Source organism: Pseudoalteromonas sp. Bsw20308, from assembly GCF_000310105.2.
In the GTDB taxonomy this organism is placed as follows: Bacteria; Pseudomonadota; Gammaproteobacteria; order Enterobacterales; family Alteromonadaceae; genus Pseudoalteromonas; species Pseudoalteromonas fuliginea.
Window position 1 is genome coordinate 252,875 of sequence record NZ_CP013138.1, and the last position, 23,016, is coordinate 275,890.

At 40.2% G+C, this 23,016-nt stretch carries 23 protein-coding genes and 1 pseudogene; 16 read left to right on the forward strand and 8 right to left on the reverse strand.

Going from position 1 to position 23,016, the window contains the following annotated elements; translation table 11 throughout:
* Positions 1–13: 13 nt before the first annotated feature.
* From rplD to D172_RS01090, 10 genes are all read left to right on the forward strand, one after another.
* A complete protein-coding gene (rplD, locus tag D172_RS01045) occupies positions 14–619 on the forward strand; it encodes a 50S ribosomal protein L4 (RefSeq protein ID WP_002957897.1) in 606 nt (201 codons plus the stop codon).
* Positions 616–918, forward strand: coding sequence for a 50S ribosomal protein L23 (rplW, locus tag D172_RS01050; RefSeq protein WP_002957896.1), 303 nt, complete (start codon positions 616–618; stop codon positions 916–918). Before rplD ends, rplW begins: the two co-directional genes overlap by 4 nt.
* 15 nt (positions 919–933) lie before the next feature.
* A complete protein-coding gene (gene rplB, locus D172_RS01055; RefSeq protein WP_007376192.1) occupies positions 934–1,758 on the forward strand; it encodes a 50S ribosomal protein L2 in 825 nt (274 codons plus the stop codon).
* A 15-nt stretch (positions 1,759–1,773) separates the two neighbouring features.
* Complete coding sequence (gene rpsS, locus D172_RS01060; protein ID WP_004588689.1) at positions 1,774–2,052, forward strand: 30S ribosomal protein S19; 279 nt, start codon at positions 1,774–1,776, stop codon at positions 2,050–2,052.
* A gap of 13 nt (positions 2,053–2,065) precedes the next feature.
* Entirely contained in the window at positions 2,066–2,398 is a 333-nt protein-coding gene (rplV, locus tag D172_RS01065; RefSeq protein WP_002957892.1) for a 50S ribosomal protein L22, read from the forward strand.
* Between the two features lie 11 nt (positions 2,399–2,409).
* Positions 2,410–3,111 carry a 30S ribosomal protein S3 gene (gene rpsC / locus D172_RS01070; protein ID WP_002957891.1) on the forward strand — a complete coding sequence of 234 codons (702 nt, stop codon included), beginning with the start codon at positions 2,410–2,412 and terminating at the stop codon, positions 3,109–3,111.
* Positions 3,112–3,123: 12 nt separating this feature from the next.
* Entirely contained in the window at positions 3,124–3,537 is a 414-nt protein-coding gene (gene rplP, locus D172_RS01075) for a 50S ribosomal protein L16 (protein ID WP_002957890.1), read from the forward strand.
* Positions 3,537–3,728 carry a 50S ribosomal protein L29 gene (rpmC, locus tag D172_RS01080; RefSeq protein ID WP_002957889.1) on the forward strand — a complete coding sequence of 64 codons (192 nt, stop codon included), beginning with the start codon at positions 3,537–3,539 and terminating at the stop codon, positions 3,726–3,728. Before rplP ends, rpmC begins: the two co-directional genes overlap by 1 nt.
* The gene (rpsQ, locus tag D172_RS01085; RefSeq protein ID WP_007376193.1) at positions 3,728–3,985 is read left to right on the forward strand and encodes a 30S ribosomal protein S17; all 258 of its coding nucleotides are present in this window, start codon (positions 3,728–3,730) and stop codon (positions 3,983–3,985) included. The genes rpmC and rpsQ overlap by 1 nt, the downstream gene beginning before the upstream one ends.
* Positions 3,986–4,824: 839 nt before the next feature.
* The gene (locus tag D172_RS01090; RefSeq protein ID WP_150115546.1) at positions 4,825–5,163 is read left to right on the forward strand and encodes a hypothetical protein; all 339 of its coding nucleotides are present in this window, start codon (positions 4,825–4,827) and stop codon (positions 5,161–5,163) included.
* 55 nt (positions 5,164–5,218) lie between these two features.
* Here D172_RS01090 and D172_RS01095 read toward each other — a convergent pair whose 3' ends face one another.
* Positions 5,219–6,856, reverse strand: coding sequence for an endonuclease (locus D172_RS01095; RefSeq protein ID WP_007376195.1), 1,638 nt, complete (start codon positions 6,854–6,856; stop codon positions 5,219–5,221).
* 305 nt (positions 6,857–7,161) lie between these two features.
* Here D172_RS01095 and D172_RS01100 point away from each other — a divergent pair, with 305 nt between their 5' ends.
* From D172_RS01100 to D172_RS01115, 4 genes are all read left to right on the forward strand, one after another.
* Entirely contained in the window at positions 7,162–8,976 is a 1,815-nt protein-coding gene (locus tag D172_RS01100; protein ID WP_007376196.1) for an assimilatory sulfite reductase (NADPH) flavoprotein subunit, read from the forward strand.
* A gap of 61 nt (positions 8,977–9,037) precedes the next feature.
* Positions 9,038–10,735, forward strand: a complete 1,698-nt coding sequence (gene cysI / locus D172_RS01105; RefSeq protein ID WP_007376197.1) for an assimilatory sulfite reductase (NADPH) hemoprotein subunit — start codon at positions 9,038–9,040, stop codon at positions 10,733–10,735.
* Positions 10,736–10,777: 42 nt separating this feature from the next.
* On the forward strand, positions 10,778–11,518 hold the full coding sequence (locus D172_RS01110) for a phosphoadenylyl-sulfate reductase (RefSeq protein WP_007376198.1): 741 nt from the start codon (positions 10,778–10,780) through the stop codon (positions 11,516–11,518).
* A gap of 131 nt (positions 11,519–11,649) precedes the next feature.
* Positions 11,650–12,171 carry a DUF4124 domain-containing protein gene (locus D172_RS01115; RefSeq protein WP_007376199.1) on the forward strand — a complete coding sequence of 174 codons (522 nt, stop codon included), beginning with the start codon at positions 11,650–11,652 and terminating at the stop codon, positions 12,169–12,171.
* 245 nt (positions 12,172–12,416) lie between these two features.
* Here the strand turns inward: D172_RS01115 and acnA are convergent, their stop codons facing one another.
* A complete protein-coding gene (acnA, locus tag D172_RS01120) occupies positions 12,417–15,161 on the reverse strand; it encodes an aconitate hydratase AcnA (protein ID WP_007376200.1) in 2,745 nt (914 codons plus the stop codon).
* 736 nt (positions 15,162–15,897) lie between these two features.
* Positions 15,898–16,281, reverse strand: a complete 384-nt coding sequence (locus D172_RS01125) for an RNA-binding S4 domain-containing protein (RefSeq protein WP_007376201.1) — start codon at positions 16,279–16,281, stop codon at positions 15,898–15,900.
* A 245-nt stretch (positions 16,282–16,526) separates the two neighbouring features.
* On the opposite strand from D172_RS01125, the gene D172_RS01130 reads away from it, so the two are divergent.
* Both D172_RS01130 and D172_RS01135 read left to right on the forward strand, forming a co-directional pair.
* Positions 16,527–16,814, forward strand: coding sequence for a hypothetical protein (locus tag D172_RS01130; RefSeq protein ID WP_007582180.1), 288 nt, complete (start codon positions 16,527–16,529; stop codon positions 16,812–16,814).
* Between the two features lie 56 nt (positions 16,815–16,870).
* Positions 16,871–17,535, forward strand: a pseudogene (locus D172_RS01135) (hypothetical protein).
* A gap of 9 nt (positions 17,536–17,544) precedes the next feature.
* Here the strand turns inward: D172_RS01135 and D172_RS01140 are convergent.
* The 5 genes from D172_RS01140 to glnA all read right to left on the reverse strand — a co-directional run bounded on the left by D172_RS01140 (position 17,545) and on the right by glnA (position 22,793).
* Positions 17,545–18,003, reverse strand: a complete 459-nt coding sequence (locus D172_RS01140) for a Crp/Fnr family transcriptional regulator (RefSeq protein ID WP_007376204.1) — start codon at positions 18,001–18,003, stop codon at positions 17,545–17,547.
* Positions 18,004–18,032: 29 nt separating this feature from the next.
* A complete protein-coding gene (glnG, locus tag D172_RS01145) occupies positions 18,033–19,418 on the reverse strand; it encodes a nitrogen regulation protein NR(I) (RefSeq protein WP_007376205.1) in 1,386 nt (461 codons plus the stop codon).
* Between the two features lie 14 nt (positions 19,419–19,432).
* Positions 19,433–20,503, reverse strand: a complete 1,071-nt coding sequence (glnL, locus tag D172_RS01150; protein ID WP_007376206.1) for a nitrogen regulation protein NR(II) — start codon at positions 20,501–20,503, stop codon at positions 19,433–19,435.
* A 238-nt stretch (positions 20,504–20,741) separates the two neighbouring features.
* Positions 20,742–21,272 carry a DUF4124 domain-containing protein gene (locus D172_RS01155; protein WP_007376207.1) on the reverse strand — a complete coding sequence of 177 codons (531 nt, stop codon included), beginning with the start codon at positions 21,270–21,272 and terminating at the stop codon, positions 20,742–20,744.
* Positions 21,273–21,386: 114 nt separating this feature from the next.
* Positions 21,387–22,793 (reverse strand): glutamate--ammonia ligase, encoded by a 1,407-nt coding sequence (glnA, locus tag D172_RS01160; protein ID WP_007376208.1) that lies wholly within the window; start codon positions 22,791–22,793, stop codon positions 21,387–21,389.
* Positions 22,794–23,016 lie beyond the last annotated feature (223 nt).

Consider the following 23,016-nt stretch of genomic DNA (forward strand, 5'->3'; position numbering starts at 1 on the left):
TGGAGATTTAGTGATGGAATTAGCAATTAAAGACGCTTCTGGCGGTCTTGAAGTTTCTGAAGCTACTTTTGGACGTGAGTTTAACGAAGCATTAGTACACCAAGTAGTTGTTGCATACGCAGCAGGTGCTCGTCAAGGTACTCGTGCTCAGAAGACACGTTCTGAAGTAAGCGGTGGTGGTAAAAAACCATGGGCTCAAAAAGGTACTGGCCGTGCACGTGCCGGTACAATCCGTAGCCCAATTTGGCGTTCAGGTGGCGTTAGCTTTGCAGCTAAACCACAAGACCACAGCCAAAAAGTAAACCGTAAAATGTACCGTGGTGCGATTAAAAGCATCTTATCTGAATTAGTTCGTCAAGAGCGTTTAATCGTTGTTGAAAGTTTTGCTCTAGCAGCACCAAAAACTAAAGAACTAGTTGCTAAGCTTAAAGAACTTGAGCTTAAAGATGTTCTTATCGTGACTGAAGAAGTAGATGAAAATCTTTTCTTATCGGCACGTAACCTTTATAAGGTTGACACGCGTGATGTAGCTGGTATCGATCCTGTAAGCTTAATTGCTTTCGATAAGGTACTTATTACAGCCGCTGCTGTTAAGCAACTTGAGGAGGCGCTAGCATGATTCGCGAAGAACGTCTTTTAAAAGTGATCCTTGCTCCACATATCTCTGAAAAAAGCACTATTGCTGCTGAAGAAAACAACACTATTGTTTTCAAAGTAGTAAATGACGCAACTAAAGCTGAAATTAAAGTAGCAGTTGAGAAGCTTTTTGAAGTAGAAGTAACTGGTGTTCGCACACTTAACGTTAAGGGTAAAACAAAACGTACTGGCGCACGTTTCGGTCGTCGTAGCGACTGGAAGAAAGCTTACGTTACTCTTAAAGAAGGCAGCGAGCTAGACTTTGTCGGCGGCGCCGAGTAATAAGGGGATAGAATTATGGCACTTCAAAAGTGTAAGCCTACTTCTGCGGGCCGTCGTCACCTAGTTAAAGTGGTTAACCCAGATCTACATAAGGGTAAGCCATACGCACCACTTTTAGAGAAAAACTCTAAATCAGGTGGTCGTAATAACAATGGTCGTATTACGGTTCGTCATATCGGTGGTGGTCATAAACAACATTACCGTTTAATCGATTTTAAACGTACTAAAGATGGCATTCCAGCCACTGTTGAACGTTTAGAATACGATCCAAATCGTAGCGCAAACATCGCTCTTGTATTATATGCAGACGGTGAGCGTCGTTACATTATCGCACCAAAAGGCTTAAAAGCTGGCGATGCAATCCAGTCTGGTGTTGATGCACCAATCAAACCTGGTAATGCATTACCAATGCGTAATATGCCTGTAGGTTCGACTGTTCACAACGTAGAATTAAAACCAGGTAAAGGTGCTCAAATCGCACGTTCTGCTGGTGCATACGTTCAAATCCTTGCTCGTGATGGTCAGTATGTAACATTACGTCTTCGTTCAGGCGAAGTTCGTAAAGTTGAATCTGATTGTCGTGCGACTCTAGGTGAAGTAGGCAATGCTGAGCATATGCTTCGTTCACTTGGTAAAGCAGGTGCAAATCGCTGGCGTGGTATTCGTCCGACAGTTCGTGGTGTTGCCATGAACCCGGTAGATCACCCACACGGTGGTGGTGAAGGTCGTACATCTGGTGGTCGTCATCCTGTGTCTCCATGGGGTAAGCCGACTAAAGGTGCGAAGACGCGTAAGAACAAGCGTACGGATAAATTTATAGTACGTCGTCGTACTAAGTAATATTGAGGAATAGCCATGCCACGCTCTCTCAAGAAGGGTCCTTTTATAGACCTACACTTGCTGAAGAAGGTAGAGAAAGCTTTGGAAAGCGGTGAGAAAAAGCCAATTAAAACTTGGAGCCGTCGTTCAATGATCATACCTAACATGATCGGATTGACCATTGCTGTCCATAATGGTCGCCAGCACGTACCAGTTTTCGTTTCTGACGAAATGATCGGTCACAAACTAGGTGAATTTGCACCAACTCGCACTTACCGTGGCCATGCTGCGGATAAGAAAGCGAAGAAACGATAAGAGGGGAAGATAAATGCAAGCATTAGCTAAACATAAATTCGCCTCTGGTTCGGCGCAAAAAGCACGTCTAGTTGCAGATCAGATCCGCGGGTTACCTGTCGATCGCGCACTAGAAATCCTGGCGTACAGCCCTAAGAAAGCCGCTGTATTAGTTAAGAAAGTACTTGAGTCTGCTATTGCTAACGCAGAGCATAACGAAGGTGCTGACATTGATGAGCTTCGCATAACAACGATCTTTGTGGACGATGGTCCTACAATGAAGCGTATTATGCCTCGTGCTAAAGGACGCGCAGACCGCATCCTTAAGCGTACAAGCCATATCACTGTTATGGTTTCAGATAGCTAGGAGTATAAGTAATGGGACAAAAAGTTCATCCTACTGGTATTCGCCTAGGTATATCTAAACCTTGGGTTTCTACCTGGTACGCGAGTTCAAAAGATTTCTCTGCACAGCTTTTTGGCGATCACAAAGTTCGTACATTCCTTACTAAGGAATTGAAAACGGCTTCTGTGTCTAAAATCGTTATTGAGCGTCCAGCAAAATCAATCCGTGTAACAATCCATACGGCTCGTCCGGGTGTTGTTATCGGTAAAAAAGGCGAAGACGTAGAAAAATTACGTCAAGCGGTAACTAAAATCGCTGGTGTACCTGCTCAGATTAATATCTCTGAAGTACGTAAACCAGAACTAGATGCACAACTAGTAGCAGACGGCATTGCCTCTCAACTAGAGCGTCGTGTTATGTTCCGTCGCGCTATGAAGCGTTCGGTACAAAATGCAATGCGTATCGGTTCTAAAGGGATTAAAGTTGAAGTTAGCGGTCGTCTTGGCGGCGCTGAAATCGCACGTTCAGAATGGTATCGTGAAGGTCGTGTACCTCTACATACTCTTCGTGCTGATATCGATTACGCAACTTCTGAAGCCTTAACCACTTATGGTATCATTGGTGTTAAAGTTTGGATCTTCAAAGGCGAAGTTATTGGTGGTTTACCACTAGTACAAGAGCAAGAGAAGCCAGCTAAACGCGCACCAAAGAAAGCCAAGAAAAGTGCTAAGTAGAGGTAGCGAGTAATGTTACAGCCAAAACGTACAAAATTCCGTAAAATGCACAAAGGCCGCAACCGCGGTTTAGCGCAAAACGGTAACAAAGTAAGCTTCGGTACTTTCGGATTGAAAGCAACTGGCCGTGGCCGTATGACTGCTCGTCAAATCGAAGCAGCTCGTCGTGCTATGACGCGTCACGTGAAACGTCAAGGTAAAATCTGGATTCGTGTCTTCCCTGACAAACCGATTACAGAAAAACCTCTTGAAGTTCGTATGGGTAAAGGTAAAGGTTCTGTTGAATATTGGGTTGCTGAAATTCAGCCTGGTAAAGTACTTTACGAAATGGAAGGTGTTTCAGAAGAGCTTGCTCGTGAAGCGTTTGACCTTGCTGCTCGTAAACTGCCATTCAAAACAACTTTCGTAACTCGGACGGTAATGTGATGAAAGCTAGCGAACTAAAAGACAAAAGCGTAGAAGAGCTTAATGCTGAACTTCTAGGACTACTTCGTGAGCAATTTAATATGCGCATGCAAGCTAGCACTGGTCAGTTGGCTCAGACACACACGCTAAGAACAGTACGCCGCGATATCGCGCGTGTAAAAACAGTTATTAACCAGAAGGCAGGTCAATAATGAGCGATAAAATTCGTACTCTTCAAGGCCGTGTAATCAGCGACAAGATGGAAAAATCTTTCACTATCGCTATCGCACGTTACGTGAAGCACCCAATCTATGGGAAATTCATTAAACGTACGACTAAGTTACACGTACATGACGAAAATAACACAGCAAAAGCGGGTGACGTAGTTACTATCCGTGAATGCGCACCAATTTCTAAGAATAAATCTTGGACTTTAGTAGACGTTATTTCTAGTCCAAAACTAGCTTAATTTTTTAATTAAATTAGTTTTGTAAAAAAGCCCCGGCATTAGCTGGGGCTTTTTGTGTTTAAGGCACTGTCAATTTTAAAAGTCATAATTCCAACTGACATAAATCTTTGAGCAATTTAACGAGTTAAATTACGACTATAACGTCGTTAAAATTTTTATTTAGAACAACTAGATAAAATTTTTGCCTAGTTCTTGCTTAATTTTCTTAACGTTAAATAGACCCCATATATAAGTAGATTGGTATAATCTGGGTCGAATAATTACGAAATCTGAAACTAAAAGAGTGTCGCGAATCGTAAAGCATTGAGTTGTTCGCATCATATAAAGAACGTCACGAATAGATATTAAATGTAGTTAAAATATTCGTAATTGATTTTATACTTTCTTTTTTAGAAAAAGCTTATATAGAAGCAGACTTATTAATAGTGTGACAAAAACATATAACGAGGAATACCAATAAAATACGATTTTCTAATCGGCCAGCATTTCGTTGCTCTCTATATATTTTCGCCTTGCCTAAAGCTGAAAATTCAACCTCGAAAGATAAACACGCACTAGTTTTTATATAAGTTAACCTAAACTCTGGATAATAAATTTATCTCGAGCAGCTACTTTCAGCGCTAACTGCGTTGAATTTACCTACAATAGGCAGCTATTGGCGCGTAAATTCGTCTTGTTTTCACTGAAAATCTCTAGCTAGAGAAATAAATTTAAATATCACCATGATTCAATACGTTAGTAAATCTCTTAACCAGAGTTCAGGTTAAGTTATTTAAAGTGCTTTACCTCAACTTAACTTGAGCTTTTATGATGTGTTTTTTATTTTAGTAATAAGTGATATGTATACCATTCAAAGTTATTTATTAAGCTTAGGGATTACTCAATACCAGCCATCTATCGAGCAGATACAAAATATTGTGAAATTAGTTCAGCACTCTTTTAAATCACCGAATATATTTACGATAAACGCTCTAGATTGGGCTAATAACAATAAGCGAAAACCATTTACGAGTGCTGAACTTACGTTGCTTTCAGGACTATTGGTTAACGTTGGTTATAAGTTATCAATGTATTCAGCTAAGCAAGTTGTTGTAGTGCATAATCGGCAAAGTCTACTTATTACTTTTGGAGAAAGCGGTTTTAGTACTAAGGATGGCAGTAATGTGGTCTTTCAATAGTGGGTAATAAAAAAGCCTCAGAAAATGCTGAGGCTCTTACTTTGTTTATTCGCTATTACCAAATCATCTCTACAAATTCAGGATGGTCGATATATGGATTACGATTACCTTGAAATTCATAAGCGGCTTGGTTGCGATCTAGCTCCATTTGGCTCACAGGATCACTGTTATGCCAGTTGAGCAGCATGGCTACAACCCAGCTTTCAAATACTTGGTTGCGTGAACCGTTAAGTACTGCGTTGCTTGAGGTAGTTATATTTTGCCAAGAGCCAATTACATTTTCGTAGCGTGTTGCCATATAAAAATAAGCGCGTGCAAAGTCACCTTTAAATTCATCAATTGGCTCAAATACAGTACCTGAGTAATTTAATGAGCTTGTAGCTGAACCTAATTTGCTGCCGTTAGTGGATGTAAATGAAGCACTTGATACTTCACCAAATGGATAGTTACTACGCTTTGAGTTTACATAACCATCGGTTGCGTAAATATGGTGAACATCTGAGTTCATAGGTTCAATAGTGCCGCCAAACCAACTTTTCGGAAATGAATGCTCACGGTTGTAACAGCCGCCTTCTCCACTATAATTACCGCACTGATCGCTCACGGCTGTATAGTTATAGCTGTCTGAACCGTTTGGCTTTTCGCTATACATATCTAAAATACTATTATCGTTTTCAAAGTATTTATCACGTGCTGATGAATCATAAAAATTCCAAATCGCCGAATAACCCTGTGCATTATGATCTTTAGTAATATTATAAAGCTCAGTTTTCAACGCATAGCCAGTTAAGCCCTGTGTCGTTACATAATAACCAGTGGGTGTTGGATTAGTTCCGCCAGAGCCATTACCAGGTTCTGTACCAGAATTTCCTAACTCAAAAGCTGAGCTGTCTGTATTGCTAAAGCTCGCACCGCTGGCAAGAGTGATAGAGCCTTGCTTAAGTGTATAGCTACCATTACCAGTAGAGCAACACATGCCATCACCATAACTATCACTAATTACAAGCGTGTATGCCCCATCAGTTAAGCATATTTGTTCATCATACTGAGTGTTTGACTCATAACCACCACCGTTAGCAATTGAACTACCTTGACTATTATTAATAGACCAGCTTGTTTCGCTGCCATAATTATCGGTATTAAGCGTTAGGGTAAGGCTATTGTCAGAACAGCTTGTTGATGAGCCACCATCGCTATTTGGTAAAAAATTATCTACGTAGACAATTTCGCTACCGTCAAATCCACTAACATCATAAAAACGCAGACCCACGTTAATTGTTTTGCTGCTACTTGCTGTGTAGCTATGGCTGATTTTTTGCCATTGATTCGTTTGCGCCTCATTTGAATAGCCTTGGTAACCATCGACATACAAACGGGCTTTAATTTTACCTTCCGTATGGTAAATATCAGCAGAAAAATCGTAAGTTTGACCTGCTTCAACAGCAATTTGCTGTAGTAAATCCGTGTTACTTTGCGAACCAGTTGTTACATTTACAGCAGCAGAGCTACTACCGCTTTTCACTGTGCTAGTTGAGCGTGATAAGTTAATACCGCTATCTATAGTAGTCCATGATGCAGGTGTATTTCCTGACCACTGTTCAAAGCTACCATTAGCTACATTGGCCATTACTGGCAGTGAGCCGAGTAATAAAGCCGTACTAAGTAGTTTGTTTTTATATGTCCCGTATGACATGAGTATTCCTATTTTTTATTTTGAATGAAGAATATACCTTATATTAGTTTGGTTACAAAATTGTTAATTTAAAATTCGATAAAAAGCAATAATAAGTCTTTAATCTGTTTTTGAAGGTGATTTTATAAATTAATAACTAAATGGAATATCAAAGCAGATTCTATTCTTTTTTTATCTATGCAGACCCCGTTATCCTACATACTTAGAAAACCTCAACAGATACACTCTGGATGAGGTAAAACTCATTTTTTAACAATACATAAAGTGTATTGTGTTTAATTTTCAGGGTTATGGGGAATCGATTCATGTTGTTAGGTCAACTAAATGCTGCGGCAAGTCCGCTATCGCAAGAGCAAGTACAGAAGCTGCAAGGTTTAGTGGCTGAACTTAATCCAATTCAACAAGCGTGGGTAAGTGGTTACTTAGCTGCTAATGCTAATTCAGCTGCGCTAGGAGCTCCTATTTCAGGCGCACAGGCTAATGGCGATTCTGCAGCACTAACTATTTTATATGGTTCGCAAACGGGTAATGCAAAAGGTGTTGCTACCAAAATGAAAGAGCAGGCCGAATCACGAGGCCTAGCAGTTAAATTGGTTAGCATGTCTGATTACAAACCAACAGCCCTGAAAAAAGAAAAGTTTTTAACTGTCGTTGTGTCTACTTATGGTGAGGGTGAGCCTCCTGAAGACGGTGAAACACTACATGAATTTTTAGCCACTAAAAAAGCGCCAAAACTAGACGATGTAAAAATAGCCGTTATTGGTTTGGGTGATTCTAGCTATGAGTTTTTCTGTCAAACAGCAAAAGACTTTGAAGAGCGCTTAAATAAACTTGGTGCACAAACTATATATCAACGTGCTGATTTAGATGTAGATTACGAAGATGAAGCTGCAACATGGATCGCCGGTGCACTTGATGCATTTGAACCTGATTTAAAAGCGCAACAAGATGCCGCCGGCGGTCAAGCTTTAGCTATGCCTTTTGGTTCACCAACTACCGCTTCAAGCCAATATACAAAACAAAATCCATTTGAAGCAGAGCTTTTAACAGTTCAAAAAATTACCGGTCGCGACTCAACTAAAGATGTACGCCACGTTGAAATTTCACTTGAAGGTTCAGACATTACTTATACACCAGGTGATTCATTAGGTGTGTACTTTTTAAATGACGATGTATTAGTTGATGAAGTACTTACACTCACTCAAATAGATGCAGCAAGCATTGTAAAAGTAGGTGATGAAGAGCTAAGCGTACGCGGCGCACTTATTGAAAAACTAGAGCTGACTCAGTCATACCCAGGTTTTGTAGAAAAATACGCAACAGCAACAGGTACGCCTGAATTATTAAAGCTTGTGGGAGATAAAGCTGCAATGCGTGCGTATATTGAACCTCGCCAGATATTTGATGTAATTCGCCAAAATCCAGCAAAAATTGATGCGCAAACATTAGTCGATTGCCTACGTAAGCTGCAAGCTCGCTTGTACTCAATTGCATCTAGTCAAGCAGAGGTTGAAGACGAAGTGCATTTAACTCTAGGCTTAGTTGAGTTTGATGCGTTTGATAGTGAGCACTTAGGTGGTTGTTCGGGTTACTTAACTCGCCGAGCTGAAGAAGGCTGTAAAGTTAAAGTATTTAGCGAACATAACGATAACTTCCGCCTACCAACTAACGATGATACACCGGTGATCATGGTTGGCCCAGGTACGGGCATTGCGCCGTTCCGTGCATTTTTACAAGAGCGTGATGCGCGTGAAGCACAAGGTAAAAATTGGTTGTTTTTTGGTAACCCACATTTCACTCAAGACTTTTTATACCAAGTAGAAATACAGGGTTATTTAAAATCGGGCCTACTTAATAAAGTAGATGTTGCATTTAGCCGCGACCAAGCCGAAAAAGTATACGTGCAAGACAAGTTGCGCAGTAACAGTAAAGACGTGTTTGAATGGTTAGAAGCTGGCGCTCATTTTTACATTTGTGGTGATGCAAATCGCATGGCAAAAGATGTACACAGCGCCTTGGTCGATATCATCAAAGAAAACACAGGCAAGAGCGATGAAGACGCAGAGCAATACTTAAAAGATTTGCGTAGCGCAAACCGCTATCAGAAAGACGTGTATTAATCACGTTTCTTATTTTATTTAACAGCTAACAGCCGTCACTGTAACAAATTTAGGATTTAAAATGAGCGAACAAGATAAAAACGTAAAGCTTTCTGATAACGAGCGTTTGAAAAGAGAAAGTAACTTTTTACGTGGCACCATAGAACAAGATTTAAAAGACGAAATTACCGGTGGCTTTACCGCTGATAACTTTCAGCTAATACGTTTTCACGGTATGTACCAACAAGATGACCGTGATATACGTGGTGAGCGTGCTAAGCAAAAGCTAGAGCCCCTACATAATGTAATGTTACGTGCACGTATGCCTGGCGGTATTATCAAGCCAGAGCAGTGGTTAGCAATTGATAAGTTTGCTGATGAAAAAACAAGCTACGGCAGCATCCGTTTAACAACGCGTCAAACGTTTCAGTTTCATGGTGTGCTAAAGCCAAACATCAAAGGCATGCACCAAATGCTTGATAGCGTGGGCATAGACTCTATTGCTACCGCAGGTGATGTTAACCGTAATGTGCTTTGTACTACTAACCCAGTTGAGTCTGAGCTACATCAAGAGGCTTACGATTGGGCTACAAAGATTTCTGAACATTTATTACCAAAAACAAAAGCGTATGCCGAAATTTGGTTAAATGGAGAAAAAGCGCAAACCACAGAAGAGCCAATTTTAGGATCTAACTATTTACCGCGTAAGTTTAAAACAACGGTAACAATTCCGCCTAATAACGAAGTTGATATACACGCTAACGATTTAAACTTTGTGGCTATTGCTGATAACGGCAAGCTTGTTGGTTTTAACGTATTAGTGGGCGGTGGCCTTGCCATGACGCACGGCGATACAGCAACTTATCCGCGTAAAGCCGATGACTTTGGTTTTATACCGCTAGAAGATACCTTAAAAATTGCAGAGCATGTTGTATCTGTGCAGCGCGATTGGGGTAATCGTTCAAATCGTAAAAATGCAAAAACTAAATACACATTAGACCGTGTAGGCGTTGATGTATTTAAAGCTGAAGTAGAAGCGCGTTCAGGCGTTACGTTTGCGCCAAGTCGCCCGTTTGAGTTTACTCATCGTGGCGATCGTATTGGTTGGGTTGAAGGCATTGATGGTAAGCACCACTTAACATTATTTATTCAAAGCGGTCGTATTTTAGACTACCCAGACAAACCGCTTAAAACCGGTTGTCGTAAAATCGCTGAAATTCACCAAGGTGATATGCGCATGACGGCTAATCAAAACTTAATTATTGCCGGTGTGCCTGCAGATCAAAAAGCGGTAATTGAAGAAATCGCCCGTAGTCATGGCTTAATTGATGACACCGATTCGCAGCAGCGTAAAAATTCAATGGCGTGTGTTTCACTGCCAACGTGCCCACTTGCAATGGCCGAAGCAGAGCGTTACTTACCAAGCCTAGTAGAAAAAACAGAAGCATTACTTGCAAAGCACGGTATACCAGATGACAGCATTATTATGCGCGTTGTAGGTTGCCCGAACGGCTGTGGCCGCGCAATGCTTGCTGAAGCTGGTTTAGTAGGTAAAGGTCCTGGTAAGTACAACGTTTACTTAGGTGGTAATTTAGAAGGCACACGTATTCCTAAATTGTACCTTGAGAACGTAGGCGAAGATGTTTACCTAGACGCATTCGATAAGCTAATTGGCCAGTGGGCTAAAGAGCGCAACGACGGTGAGTGTTTTGGTGACTTTGTTATTCGCAAAGGCATTGTTGCTGAAGTAAAAGTATCAGTAACCGATTTTCACGCTTAATTAAATACCAGCGCTAAGCGCTGGTGAGGTTTGGAATTTACCATGAGTGAATTTAAAAACATTTTACAGCTAGATAAACAAAGCCAAGCGGCTATGTTAGCTGATGCTAATGGTTTACTAGCAAATATGAGCGCAGAACAGCGTGTTGCATGGGCGCTTGATAACTTGCCTAATACGGCCTTTTTATCATCTAGCTTTGGTATTCAAGCGGCAGTAATGCTGCATTTAATGACCTCACAACGTCCAGATATTCCTGTTGTCTTAACCGACACAGGTTATTTGTTTCCTGAAACGTATCAGTTTATTGAGCAAATGAGCGAGCGCTTATCACTTAATTTAAAGGTGTATAGAGCGCAGCTTAGTCCTGCATGGCAGGAGGCTAAATTTGGTAAATTATGGGAGCAAGGCGAAGGTGGAATTAAGCAATATAATCAGCTTAATAAAGTAGAGCCAATGACCCGTGCGTTAAAAGAAATAGAAGCGGGTACTTGGTTTAGTGGCTTAAGACGCGATCAATCATCTACACGTGCAGATAAACAGTTTGTAGAAATTAGTCGTGGCACAGTTAAAGTGTACCCGATTATTGAATGGTCGAATCGCGATGTGTATCAGTATCTTACTAAGCATGACTTACCTTATCACCCATTATGGGAGCAAGGTTATGTGTCGATGGGAGATGTACACACTACGCGTAAATTAGAGCCGGGTATGACAGAAGAAGAAACTCGTTTCTTTGGTTTAAATCGTGAGTGTGGGTTACACATTGATGGCGATGGTATTTGACGCGGCACACGTATAGCTAAATCGAAAATAAAAATGCAGCTTCGGCTGCTTTTTTATTGTGAAAAAATTGCCGGATTAAGTATTTTTAATTAGACTCAAAGGATAAAGGATTAATTTAAAGCAGGAACGCTATGAAATACTTTGCCTATTTAGCAATATCAATCATGACTATTGCGCTCATATCTTTATTTTATTTAAAAAAGCCCGATGGTAAAACATGGCTTTCAGTGTCATCAATGAGTGACAAGTCGCATCATATTAAAGAAAAAATAGCGACGCTCACCGGTAATACATTTGATAATGCTGTACATAACGTAAAGCAAGCAAGCGAAAAAATAGTGAGCTCTACAGCCTCAAATAGTAAAATTTTTAAATGGCAAGATGACACAGGTCAATGGCATTTTTCAGACACGCCAAATCCGCATGCAAAAAGCATTGAGGTTAAACTCAATCCAAAAGATATTACAGTTATTGCCGCAGAAGATACGTCTATTTTAAATAACACTCCAAAAGTATCAAGTATGTCAGCAGCATCAGAAACAATAAGTATTTTAGATCCTGATTCTGTTCAAAAGTTATTTGAAGATGCAGGGAGCGTACAAGATAAACTTGAAAAACGTAACAAAGAAATTAATAGCTTAAGCGGTCTATAATAAAGCTAAGGTTTTTATAGGCACGTCGCGATAACGTTTCTCGGCTTCCATGAATAATATGGTTAAATATATCTTTGTCGAAGTGGCAATAGTACCCCTATAGCAATATATGCAGCCGCGACCATTATCCCCTTAATATCATGCTCAACAGTAAAGTAGCTCGATACAATTAATGTATGGCCAGTCACAAAAAGGCCTCCCTTTATTAAAAGGGAGGCCTTTGTTATTTTTAAAACATACTTTGCTTAATCGAGCATATTACGCAGTACATATTGTAAAATGCCGCCGTGTTTGTAGTAATCCCACTCTTTAGGGGTATCAATACGTACATCGGCACTTAAGCTAACTTTTTTACCTTCAGCATTGGTTGCAATAACGGTGACTTCATCGGTTTTATCATACAAGCCATCAATATCAAATTGCTCTTGCCCTGTTAGCCCATGTGACTCGTAGCTTTCACCTTCTTTAAATTGCAGCGGTAATACACCCATACCAATTAAGTTAGAGCGATGAATTCGCTCATAGCTTTGCGCTACAACCGCTTTAACGCCTAATAAAAGAGAACCTTTAGCTGCCCAGTCGCGAGATGATCCCGTACCGTACTCTTTACCGGCCAAGATAATTAACGGAGTTCCGTTTTTTTGATACTCCATAGCTGCATCATAAATACTTGCTAAGTCATTTTCTGGCTGGGTACGTGTTACACCGCCTTCAGTTCCCGGTGCTAATAAGTTTTTAAGGCGAACGTTGGCGAAAGTACCGCGCATCATTACTTCGTGATTACCACGGCGTGAACCGTACGAGTTAAACTGGCCTTTATCTACGCCGTTTTCTTGCAGGTATAAACCTGCTGGCGCGTCAGCTTTAATAGCGCCCGCCGGAGAAATATGGTCAGTGGTTACTGAATCCCCAAGCTTAGCTAGACAGCGCGCACCTTCAATCGTCGGAATGCCCGGTGGTTCTACTTTCATGCCATCAAAAAAGGGTGCTTTTTTAATGTAGGTTGATGCATCGTCCCAATCATAAAGTTTACCATCAGGTATTTGAATTTGCTGCCAGCGGCTGTCACCTTCATAAACGTTAGCGTAGCTTCTTGCGAACATTTCTTTAGTCACTGTTTCTTTAACTAAGTCACTAACCTCTTTAACGCTTGGCCAAATGTTTTTAAGGTAAATATCGTTGCCGTTAGGATCTTGAGCTAGAGGTTCGTTGTATACGTCAATATCTGTTCTACCTGCAATAGCGTATGCAACAACAAGCGGAGGAGACGCTAAAAAGTTCATCTTAACATCTTGGTGAATACGCCCTTCAAAGTTACGGTTACCCGATAAAATAGAGCTCACTACCAATTTATGTTTTTGAATCGCGTCTGATATTTCAGTTGCAAGTGGCCCTGAATTACCAATACACGTCGTACAGCCATAGCCAACTAAGTTAAAGCCTAGACTTTCTAGGTCACCCATCAAGCCTGCTTTTTCTAGATAATCAGTAACTACTTTAGAGCCTGGAGCAAGGGATGTTTTAACCCAAGGTTTTACATTAATACCTAATTGCTTCGCTTTTTTAGCGACCAAACCTGCGGCTAAAATTACACTCGGGTTCGAGGTGTTAGTACAACTGGTTATGGCGGCAATAACACATGCGCCATCGTTTAGCTCAAACTCTTGCCCTTTAAATTTAACTTTAGCGACGCCCATAAATTGCGCTTCATCAACAGGTTCATCGGGGTTTGTTGCCGGGCCTTCACTTTCGATACGAGCCTGTTCTTCATCACTTTTATCACGACGAGCCATACGCTCATCTTGAAAGCCTTTTAAATGCTCGCTAATAACTTTGCCAGCCTCATTTAAGGCAATTCTGTCTTGAGGACGTTTAGGTCCTGCAAGGCTTGGTACAACATCATCTAATTTAAGCTCGAGTGTGTCGGTGTAATTTGCTTCATCACCGTCGTTACGCCATAAGCCTTGGTGCTTAGCGTAATCTTCAATGAGTTTTAGTTGCTTCTCATCGCGGTTTGTTAAGCGAAGATAGTTAATAGTTTCATCATCAATCGGAAAAATACCACACGTAGCGCCGTACTCTGGTGCCATGTTAGCTATGGTTGCTCTATCAGCGAGTGGTAAATCGGCAAGACCGTCGCCATAAAACTCGACAAATTTACCCACTACACCATGATTACGTAATATCTCTGTTACTGTTAATACTAAATCAGTTGCGGTGGTCCCTTCAGGTAGGCGGCCGCTTAGCTTCATACCCACTACTTGTGGAATGAGTAAGCTAATTGGCTGCCCAAGCATTGCTGCTTCGGCTTCAATACCGCCTACACCCCAACCAAGCACACCTAAACCATTAATCATAGTGGTGTGAGAGTCAGTCCCTACAAGCGTATCTGGGTAAGCGAACTTTTTGCCATCGCGCTCTTCATTAAAAACAACGCGCGCTAAATATTCTAGGTTTACTTGGTGAACGATACCGGTTGCGGGTGGCACTACTTTTAAATTATCAAAAGCGGTTTGCCCCCAACGCAAAAATTCGTAACGTTCTTTATTTCGGTCGTACTCAAGTTTTGCATTTAAATCAAATGCACCATCATTTCCGTAGCCATCTACTTGTACCGAATGGTCAATCACAAGTTCAGCAGGTGATAACGGGTTTATTTTTGCAGGGTCCCCACCTAATTTTTCCATTGCGTCACGCATTGCGGCTAAATCAACAATAGCGGGTACGCCTGTAAAATCTTGCATAACAACACGAGCTGGGGTAAAGGCAACTTCAGATGCTGGTTTTGCTTGAGGATCCCAATTAAGCAGAGCTTGAATGTCTTGTTCTTTAATGTTTGCGCCATCTTCGTTACGAAGGAGGTTTTCGAGTAATACTTTTAAGGAAAAGGGCAATCGTTTTGCTTTGTCACCAAGTCCTTTTAGAGAATGAATATGGTATTGCTCACCATTAATTGTGAGCTGATGTTGGGTGTCGAAACTATTATTCATTATTTGCCCCTTTATGAATTATAAAAATATTTTGAAGAGTGACCTCTGTAGTGCTTGAGTTGCAAAGTACATACCAGCGTAAAAAACCATACTTAGAGAACGAAATTTATACAGTTACCAAGATAGAGATGATGCTGAAAACTTTATTTTCAAGGATGATTTAAAAGAGGGAGGGGGCCAAACGTTATTCGGCCCATACTGATACCTACTTGATTAAAAAACAATCATTTTATCGCATTAAATAGCGCACTCACTGCGTTAAAAATTATTTTTATAGAACAACTATATATCGTAATTTCGCCTCGTGATTACGCTATTTTCTTAGCGTTATAATAGCCCACTAATTTAATGCAATTGGTATAATTACTGTAACCAGCCTTGTTGCGTAACTTTAACACTCACACAAAGTAAAACCGGCCAAAAGTGCCTCTTAATACGGCAATAGTAAATGTAATGGTTAACTAAATAGGAATGTTAGAATGCGCAGCTTATTGATTTATAGTTGGTTTAATTATTATCTTGGGAGTCATCATCTGCATAAAAAATACAATAACGCCAAGTAAGTTCCATACGAGTTAATGCCTATACAGCAGGATTAAACCAATGTTGGGATGTATTGACAGGCATGTAACCACCTTATTTTTATTATTTACTAACACGCCCTAGGTTATTGAAGAGTAAAAAGGCCAACTATATAAGTTGGCCTTTTTATATAAAAAGAGGGGGTTTTAAACACTTAACCAAATGAAATAGGACGACGTCCTGTTTTGTCATCTACTTTTGGCTTTTTAGTTCGCTTACGCTTACTTTTAGCAGGCTGAACTGTTGGTTGAGAGACCGCCGGCTTTGGTTCAGTGTGAGTTTGTACAGGAGGTTTTTCTGCAGGGATTGCATCCGCACTTAGTGATAGTTGAAAAAACTCACCATCAAACTCTAACACATCACCACTGTATAATTTTTTCCGTTTAATTGTACAAATTTCATGGTTAACACCCACATAGCCTTCAGTTATTAGGTTTTTAGCTTGGCCGCCACCTTCAACTAAGTTTAGTACTTTTAATAATTTACAGAGCTCAATCGGCTCTTCTTCTAATTCTATTTCTATGTATTCTTCGTTCATATTTGCTCTCGGTGGGGTAACGCACAAGCTTTAGTATAAAGGCTTGCAGCTACTTTTGCACCAAAGCAAGTGACTTTAGCTAATTGTAATAGGTAAATAGTTATGAAAGTTTTTATGTATTTTGTCTGTCTTTAAAAAAACTGAAGCAATTGAAGGTTAAGCTTTGCAGCAGTTAATTTTACGTATGGCCTGCTAATTGCTAAAACTTTGGCGGAATAAATATTTTTCATTAAATGGAGTAGGAAATGGGCGTAAGATTAGCAATGAAAAAAGAGCTAATGGGATTAGATAATTCAGGTATGTTAACTGCTGACGATGTTAGAGAGCACCTTGCTAATTCTGTAAAAAAGCAAGCTGATCAAGATGAGCGCGGTTTTTCTGTAATTTCAAAATTCAATGATACCCATAGCCGTTTAGTTAGTGGTGATGCCACGAGAAAAACAAAACTTGAATTTGAACGTCATCGTTTGTTTAAAGAAGTTTTATATACTCGCAAAAGTGTTGATGCTTGGTTAGATAGCCAAACAAATTAAATTGCCATAAATAGTTACCTTTAATAGACTACAATTGTAATCAAAAAGGGGTAACTATGAAAAATGGAATTTTAATATGTGTGTTGGCATTACTATTAGCTGCGTGCCAACAACCTACCGTGTATGTATTTAGTGAAAACTTGCAAGATGAACAGCGCAATCAGCTCGATGCTGCGCTAAAAGCACAATCGCTCCCTTATGAATATGTTGAGCTGGCAATTCCATCAGAGTTTAGTGAAGCCACATTACTCTTATCAAGCGATAAAATTTACCCAAAAGAGACTGAGAAGTTAGCTACTATTATGCAGGGGCTAGGTTACGAGCCACAAGTTAACTATTCAACGCGTTCCAATCATTTTTATGGTGATGGCAATATAGGCTTTTATCTAAAAAATGCAGTGGCGGGTACAACCTTTGTTATGTCTAAAAAGTTACGAACAACTCAATGCAGCGAAGACAAGTACAATGATTTAGCGGTCAAATTTGCAAATGAACATGTTGAATTTACACTACCAAGTGGCGCAATAGTTAGGCTGAGTTGGGAGTATTTATATGGTTACGTTGTCATTTATTACAAAAATCATTCGCAAACATACAGTCACTCACGACCACTTATAAATACGCCCTTTGGCGCCAAACCATCCGATACTTACAGGTTTACAGCTCACGTTAATAGCCCCAACTGGCTTGATTGCCACTACAAATTGTTTATATGGGCTGAGTGATAGAGTTAACCGTGGGTTTCTATATGCTCACTTAGTTTTGCAATTCGTTCGCTCATGCCCTCGATAATACGGTCTTTAATTTTTTCACGTATAACATTAGGTAAACGAGTCAATGCTTCAGGAGTTATAGCGAGTACGATAGTGTCGCTTTTAGCTTGGGCATTGGTACTTCTTTGTCTGTTACCAATAAAGGCGCCTTCACCTATAAATTCACCGGGCTCAATAGTACCTAGTTCTAATAAGTGATTATGCTTAAAGACTAAAAGGGCGCCACTTAGTACAATGTATAAATGTTTGTCGTTATCAAACTGCTTAAATAAAAATTGCTGTTGGTTAATTAAATACAACAGGCCAAACGACTCTAATAATATTTGACGTTCGTTGAGCGTAAACTCTTTAAAAAAGTGTAGCCTGTTTATAATTTCCATTTGTTTGAATAATGGAATATGTTCGATTAGCTTCATCAATAACCAAATTTGTTAGACACGTTTAATTAGCTAATATTGCGCTCTTTTAACTTACGGGTCAACGTGTTGCGTCCCCAGCCAATTTTTATAGCTGCATCTTGTTTATGGCCAGAACAATTGGCGAGAGCTGTTTTTATTAGCCGAGTTTCTAGTTGTGCTTGAATATCGGGCCAAATATTTTCTTTGCCTTGTTTAAGTTCGTGGTTAAGCCATTGTTGAAATGCATCAAGCCAATCACCTTCCTCTTGAATTGGCGAGGCATCAAGGATCTCAGGTGGTAAATCTTGTTCTGTAACAAGTTCACCTGGCGCCATCACAGTAAGCCAACGACACGTATTTTCGAGCTGACGTACATTACCGGGCCAATTAAAGAGTTTAAGCTGCTCTGTTGCTTTAGGGCTGAGTACTTTGCTTTCTACTTGTAAGTCTTTAGCGCTTTTGTGCAAAAAATGTTGCGACAAGCGATCAATATCTTCAGTGCGCTCCCGAAGAGCTGGCAAGCGTAGGCGTACTACGTTTAAACGATGAAATAAATCATCCCTAAATTTACCTTGTTTAACTAAGTCTTCCAGATTTTGATGCGTAGCTGCAATAATGCGTACATCCACCTTTATGCTTTGATGCCCGCCCACACGATAAAATTCACCATCGGCAAGCACGCGCAATAAACGTGTTTGCACATCAAGAGGCATATCACCAATTTCATCTAAAAAAAGCGTGCCGCCATTGGCTTGTTCAAAACGCCCTTTACGCACACTGTCAGCGCCCGTAAATGCGCCTTTTTCGTGGCCAAATAATTCTGACTCAACAAGCTCTTTTGGAATTGCGGCCATGTTAAGTGCAATAAATTGATTTTCTTTACGTGGACTATGATTATGCAAGGCGCTGGCGACCAGTTCTTTACCTGTGCCAGACTCACCATTTATTAATACACTCATGCTAGAGGCTGACAGTTTACCTATTGCTCTAAATACCTCTTGCATAGCGGGTGCTTCACCAATTATGTGTGCACTTTTAGGTGGGGCCTGCTTACGTTTAGTTTTTTTTGTAGAGTTTGCTCTAAATGCACTTTCAACAAGGGCAACCGCTTCGTTTAAATCAAACGGTTTAGCTAAATACTCAAAAGCACCTTTTTGAAAGGCATTAACGGCCGAATCTAAATCTGAGTGCGCGGTCATTATAATAACCGGTAGCCCAGGATTTTGTTCTGCAATAAGCTCAAGTAAAGCCATGCCATCCATGCCGGGCATTTTTACATCCGACACCAAAACAGCGGGTTGGCTAAATTTTAGTGCGCTTAATACATCTTGCGCATTTGAAAAGCTCTCAGCATTAAACCCAGCACGGGTTAGTGCCTTTTCGAGTACGAAACGAATTGATGCATCATCATCTACAAGCCAAACTGTTTTCATGCAAACTCCAAACATTAATCTGCAAAGGGCAGATAGATATTAAATTCAGTATGTCCAGGCCAGCTATCACATTCAATATAGCCGTCATGCTGATCAATAAGCGTTTGCGCAATAGAAAGTCCAAGTCCTGAACCACCTTCTTTATTGGTGATCATCGGGTAGAACAATGTTTCGCGTATGCTGTGGTCAATGCCTGGTCCGTTATCAGATATTTGGATCAACAAGGCTTTTTTAGGTGCTTTACCTGGGCGACGATGTTGATGGTTTATGCGGGTTTTTATTTTTATTTCACCGCCATCAACGAGCGCCTGTTGGGCATTTCGAACAATGTTTAATACGACTTGTTGTATTTTGCCTTGGTCAATATATACATCAGGAATACTCGGGTCATAATCCTTCACTAAGCCAATATTAGAACAATTATCTAACGTACTTAGCCTGATAACCGACTCTAGGGTTTGATGAATATTGCCATAAGACTTTTGCGGTAGCTGATTTGGCCCTAAGAGCCTATCTACTAATTCGCGCAATCTATCTGCTTGCTCAATGATAAGCTCAGCGCATTGGTCTCTTTCTTGTTGATCAACTTCATACTGCAATAACTGCGCCGCTCCGCGAATTCCACCTAAAGGATTTTTAATTTCGTGCGCTAAGCCACGAATTAAGTTTCGTGCAGCTTGATATTGATGCATTTGGTTTGATGCTTGGTCGTGCTTTATTTCATCATCTGTTTGGCGCCATTCTAATAATATATATAACGTGTCTTTAAATTTAAGCTGTCTTGAGCTGACTGCTACCTTGGCATGACGAGAATCGCTAAAAACCACGTCAGCTCTATGTTGCTGGCAATCAACGCCATCAATTAATGAATACTGTTCAATACGTTTCAAGTCAATAGAATGGTAATTAAAAAGGCTATCGAAAGGTTGATCTAACAAGCGTTTAGTACCAAGACCAAGTAACTCACTCGTACTGGTATTAGCATAAACAACAGTAAATTTTTTATCGAGCAACATGACCGCTGTTGTTTGGTTTTGCCAGATAGCGTCAAGCAGTTCTGGGCTGAAAATTTCATTATTAATCATAGTTGCACCATTTTAGTGCGCTAATATTTGCAGGCAATTAATATTAATAAAATGCACTGCTGCGCCTCAGTTTTAAACTTAAATTTAGTTCTTGAATGTTATACCAATCTGCTTAATTAAGTGAGCTATTTTGAGGTATGAAAACCGTGTCGATAACAGGGCAAAAAATTCGTTATTTAGTTGTTCTATATCAGAAATTTTTAACACAGTTAGCGTCAAGCTTAAGCCCTCAAATTGATCAAGTATTATTGCGGATTGGTATTAAGCCCTTTCTGCGCATAAAAAACACATAAGGTTGGCTCACGGCAATAATTTGGTTTTTATTATTCAACAGCTTTACTTGCAATGTATGTTCACCGCGTTCAACATCTTTTATAGCAAAGGTTGAATCATGACTAGCAGGGCCATGTGTTTGACCATCAACAAACAGCTGTATTGTTAACCCACTTTCGAACCGTGGTGTTATACGGCTGGTAACATATACCGTGCCTGTATTTTCATGAATTGTCTGATTATGCTCTGGTGACAAAATAGCAATGTTAAACGCTGCTTCTTGGGGTTGAGGTTGGTTATTTAAAATATAAGTATTGGTCGCAGGCATTGTAAGGTGCTGACTTGTAAGCTTTACCTCCGTCGCGCCTCTATGCGGTGTATCTGAGAACACTAACACGCCATTTTTATCTTCCCAAGCGTATATTTTTTTTTCAGCAGCATAGCCATAATTACTTAATCCTAAAGTAATTGTTAGTAATAAAATGTAATTATTCACTCGGCGGCCCTGCGTTTTAGAGTAACTTTACTCTAGTGGAGATTGCTTTGATTTACCATTAAAAAAGCCCGCAGAGCAGCGGGCTTGAGAACACACATATTTTTTACAGCTTAATTAACAGCTGTAGTACATTTCAAACTCAACTGGGTGAGTTGTCATGTTAAGTTTTTCAACTTCTTTAGATTTAAGTGAGATATAAGCATCAATTAAATCATCAGTGAATACACCACCTTGAGTTAAGAATTCACGGTCTGCGCTAAGTGCAGATAGTGCTTCGTCAAGTGATGCTGCAACCGTTGGAATTTCTGCTGCTTCTTCAGCTGGTAAGTCGTATAAATCTTTATCCATAGCGTCGCCAGGGTGGATCTTGTTTTTGATACCATCAAGGCCAGCCATAAGCATTGCTGAGAAAGCAAGGTATGGGTTAGCAGTTGGATCTGGGAAGCGTACTTCAATACGACGACCTTTTTCAGATGGAACCACTGGGATACGAATTGATGCAGAACGGTTACGTGCAGAGTATGCAAGCATAACTGGTGCTTCAAAACCTGGTACTAAACGCTTGTACGAGTTAGTAGAGGCATTTGCAAAAGCATTGATTGCTTTAGCATGCTTAATGATGCCGCCAATGTAGTAAAGTGCATCTTCAGAAAGACCGCCGTACTTATCACCAGCAAAAAGGTTTACACCATCCTTAGCAAGTGACTGGTGACAATGCATACCAGAGCCGTTATCACCAACAACTGGCTTAGGCATAAACGTTGCTGTTTTACCGTATAAGTGAGCCATGTTATGGATAACATATTTCATTTCTTGAATTTCATCCGCCTTTAATACCATTGTATTAAAGCGAGTAGCGATTTCGTTTTGACCTGCTGTTGCTACTTCGTGGTGATGTGCTTCTACTACTTGGCCCATTTCTTCTAGCACTAGACACGTAGCAGAACGCCAATCTTGGAAGTCATCAACTGGAGCAACTGGGAAGTAACCGCCTTTAACACCTGGACGGTGACCTGTGTTGCCATCTGCATATTCTTTATCTGAGTTCCAAGCAGCTTGCTTAGAATCAATTTTATACATAGAACCAGACATGTCTGATTTGTATTTAACATCATCAAATACGAAAAATTCTGGCTCTGGGCCAAATAACACAGTGTCTGCAATACCAGTTGAACGCATGTAATCTTCAGCACGCTTAGCAACTGAGCGTGGGTCACGTTCATAACCTTGAAGTGTTGAAGGTTCAACAACGTCACAACGAACAATTAGTGTTGTTTCTTCTGTGAAAGGGTCTAATTTGATAGAGTCTGCATCTGGTAATAAAACCATGTCTGACTCATTAATGCCTTTCCAACCAGCGATTGAAGAACCATCGAACATTTTACCGTCTTCGAAAAAATCTTCATCAACTTGATGATGAGGAATAGAAACATGTTGTTCTTTACCTTTAGTGTCAGTAAAGCGTAAATCAATGAACTTAACGTCATTTTCTTTAATAAAATCTAAAACCGATTGTGACATGTGTCCTCCAAGTGTGGGGTTTTGTTATTGCTGCATAATTGCTTTAGCACTTATTAAGCTGATTTTGTGCCATTTTTATAACTGCATGTTTATAAATTAAAAAAAATAAGTTGTTATAAAATCCAGCATAGTGGCGCACTGGTTTGGTGCGTAAAATATCCCTTTTGGTGCAATATTTACACGGTGCAATTTGCTGATAATTTAATCGCTTAAAATTAGCATA